The following is a 2,858-nucleotide window of genomic DNA, read 5'->3' as shown; positions in this document are numbered from 1 at the left end:
AACACGTTGCTTTAAATTGCTCAACATTACCAGATGTAGGAATGTAATATTCTCGTCTAGGAGCGAAGGCGTCAAGTACGCTAGACACTTCACTAAACTCAAGGTCACTTAACCTGTTATACTTATTAAGGTCACCATTAAAATCTGAACTCATAAGATAACCATAAGATGCACCCATAATATTACTAGCAGATCGAATCAATTCACTTTCTGCATCCATCTCATAACCGAAATGAATAAGAACAACTGTATATTCACAATGACCATTTATAGCTTGTTGGATAATATCATTACCATTAGTCTTAACAAGACCGCTTTCAGGATGATACTGTCCAGCTACATCAAATCCTTCTGTAAGAATCTTAACCCTACCGTTTTCATCAGTAATACGAGGAATTTGGTAAACACCTTTAACCAATTCAAGGTCAATGGCAGCATTAGGATTCCCAAGATAAAAATTAGCTTGTCCAAAGTTAACATTAGTTTGTAGAAGAAAATCATTACGTAGCATATTAAGGAAGTAGGACTTACCACTACCCGACATACCACAAATCATAACAATTCTTTTAAATCTCCAGTAACGAAGCATAGCTCTATTTACACTGGGAAATCTACAAAGTAATCCATACTGTTTACCGCTACGTTCTTCCGCTATACGTTGTTTAGCAGAATCAATAACTTGTTTAGTATGAAGAAACTTAAGTCCGTTATATCTATCTTTAGAACTCATGGTCATCATTTTGAGTTTGTACAGGCGAAGATGATTTGTCAGTAACTTGCAAACCTTCAAGTCGTAAAGGTCTAATCTTAGACCATGCTTCTGAACGAACATAAGCAGTGATTTTAACACGAATCATACCATGTTCAATACCGTAAGCAGTATCGAGCATAATTTGTTCATGTTCACCCTTAAGTCCTTCAATAGTACGGTAATACAGACTACGCCAATCTGCTTTATCAGTATTAGTAAGAGGTGCTGTACCTCCTTTAATCTTAATAAAGCCAGGATATAAATCCCAGAGAGCATTACCTGCATTCCATTCATCAACATAAAGATCTTTCCACTTGTCAGTAAAATAGATAAAGTAACCCTCACGAGTTTCATCTCTAGCTATATAACCAAGCTTGCAAGCTTTATCTTTAAACTTAACTGTAAGAATATTTGCATTTTCTTTAGCAAATTTCTGTTTGTATTGCCTTAATAGGGCCTTCTTTCCTAAGTACTTTAAATGTAGTAACATAAATTCATTGGCCGTTAACTCTAAATCTATGAGAAACGGTATCAGTTTTTCGACGTTCAGCATCAATTAATTGTTTTTATTATATGTCATCAAAACTTTCATGCGCATTGGGCTCAAATACGATCTTATCAATACTATCAACCCAATGTATTTTATTAGTAGACTTCTTCTGTGCATACATAAGAGTATCATAATCTCGACTCATTTCAATATAGACATTTATTATCAACATTATTGCGTTTGGCTTTTCTGGTATGACCCTTAAAGGTCTACCTTTGCGTTGCGTTTGTTGATTAAAATTCTGACTACGGCTTGAAATAATTCCAATTCTAATATCCTCACAATCAAAACCTTCATCAAGTGCACGAGCAGTAGAAAGTACTCTCGCATCATTATTAACAAAAGCTTGTGTATATATTTTCTTAAGAGAAGTAATTCCAAAGATTTTCTTTTGTCCTTTCTTTTGACCACTTTTATAAAGATACCAATGACCATTTTCATCTTTAAGCGGACGAGAACTTAGCTGACTATGATAGACAACACAAGATTCCTCTTTTTGCTTATTAATGGCTTTAAAGATAGTATCAGCAAATTCAGTGCTTTCACTAAAAGACATAATCTTATACTCCTCAAATTTGTTAATTACATTAACAACAGTATCGACCTTAGATTTACAAGTATAAAGAAAATCTTTTCTTGCTCTAATTCCGTTCATAACATTCTTAGCATAACCAATTACAACATAGGGATTCCATTGAGCATTAATTTCTTGCTGTTCAGGAGTCAAAGTATATTCCATACCTTTTTGAACCCATTTGTAACCATTATGAGTAGCCCAAGCTTTAGCAAAATGAAAACCAGTATAAGGTCTACCATCTTTAGAAGATAGTCCACCTTGAATACATTTCTGGGCAGCACCAAATCCATTTTGCTTAGGGAACTTAGATAGATTCTTATCAAGAAACTCACAAAGTTCCTTATAACGAATCCTTTCATCATTAGTGAGTTCTACACTAAGATTGTATTCAACATACTTGCTAATCCATCCATTTTCTAAAGCTTCAGCTTCATTAATATGGTCAACAACAGGCGCAATCTTTTCTAATTTCGTATGCCTGCCTTGTGGATCAAGATAAGTAGCAGTAAGGCAAAGAAGGAACTTACGTTTAATGTTAGTACCATTAACATAAGAGAAGAAAGTATCTTCATAGAACTTATGCACTTCATCAACGATTAACAAATCACATTTAGGGACAATCTTATTTTTAATATAATATTGGACAGTTCTAACAGTAATTTGTGTAAATTGATCAGCACTAAGAAACTTAGTAATTCTATGTATCCATTGCTTTTCAAGCTTTTCCCTATGAACTAAAACTAAAACAGTCTTAGTAGGATGCTTGTCAAGAAAAGGTTTAGCGCATTCATTGAGCGCAGCAAAAGTTTTACCCATAGCTGTAACCCACCAAATAGTACCACAACCTTTAGAAGGACTACCATGTTCATCAGAAAATCTCCAATTCTTAATACCTTTCTGTTGCCTCTTTTGTTTTACAACATCTATTTGCATAAGCGGAAATGTTTTAGAATCTCCCACTTTTTAATAGGTTCACCTTT

3 protein-coding genes are annotated in these 2,858 nt (G+C 34.1%); all 3 read right to left on the bottom strand.

Annotation, left to right across the window (positions count from 1 at the left end; genetic code table 11):
• A partial coding sequence (locus HRT72_14085; GenBank protein ID NQY68839.1) for a hypothetical protein occupies positions 1 to 730 on the bottom strand: 730 nt, incomplete at its 3' end.
• Positions 720 to 1,304 carry a hypothetical protein gene (locus HRT72_14080; GenBank protein NQY68838.1) on the bottom strand — a complete coding sequence of 195 codons (585 nt, stop codon included), beginning with the start codon at positions 1,302 to 1,304 and terminating at the stop codon, positions 720 to 722. The genes HRT72_14080 and HRT72_14085, both read right to left, overlap by 11 nt.
• A 16-nt stretch (positions 1,305 to 1,320) precedes the next feature.
• Positions 1,321 to 2,838: a DEAD/DEAH box helicase family protein gene (locus tag HRT72_14075; GenBank protein NQY68837.1), complete on the bottom strand. Its 1,518-nt coding sequence runs from the start codon at positions 2,836 to 2,838 to the stop codon at positions 1,321 to 1,323.
• Positions 2,839 to 2,858 lie beyond the last annotated feature (20 nt).

This window comes from Flavobacteriales bacterium (genome assembly GCA_013214975.1).
Lineage (GTDB): Bacteria > Bacteroidota > Bacteroidia > DT-38 > DT-38 > DT-38.
Note: the sequence above shows the minus strand (reverse complement) of the source record. Positions and strands in the feature narration are given on the sequence as shown.